The sequence below is a fragment of the Nonomuraea sp. NPDC048916 genome (assembly GCF_040649575.1).
GTDB lineage: Bacteria > Actinomycetota > Actinomycetes > Streptosporangiales > Streptosporangiaceae > Nonomuraea.
This window is the reverse complement of record NZ_JBEZFS010000311.1, coordinates 1-365: the sequence shown is the minus strand read 5'-3', so window position 1 is coordinate 365 and position 365 is coordinate 1. Positions and strand designations below refer to the sequence as shown.

1 protein-coding gene is annotated in these 365 nt (G+C 72.1%); it reads left to right on the top strand.

Going from position 1 to position 365, the window contains the following annotated elements; genetic code table 11:
* Positions 1-365: Asd/ArgC dimerization domain-containing protein (locus AB0C16_RS41005; protein WP_357691632.1), on the top strand; the 365-nt coding region annotated here is incomplete at both ends.

The following is a 365-nucleotide window of genomic DNA, read 5'->3' as shown; positions in this document are numbered from 1 at the left end:
CCTCGGAGGAGATGAAGGTACGCGACGAGTCCCGCAAGATCCTCGGGCTGCCCCAGCTGTGCGTCGCCGTCACCTGCGTCCGGGTGCCGGTGGTCACCACGCACTCGCTCACCGTCCACGCCCGCTTCGAGGGCGAGGTCACCGTCGACAAGGCCCGCGAGATCCTCGCCACCGCACCCGGCGTCGTCCTCTTCGACGACCCGGCCGCCGGCGAGTTCCCGACCCCCGCCGACGTGGTGGGCACCGACCCGACCTGGGTGGGCCGCGTACGCCGCGCGCTCGACGACCCGACGGCACTCGAACTGTTCGTCTGCGGGGACAACCTGCGCAAGGGCGCCGCTCTGAACACCGCGCAGATCGCGGAG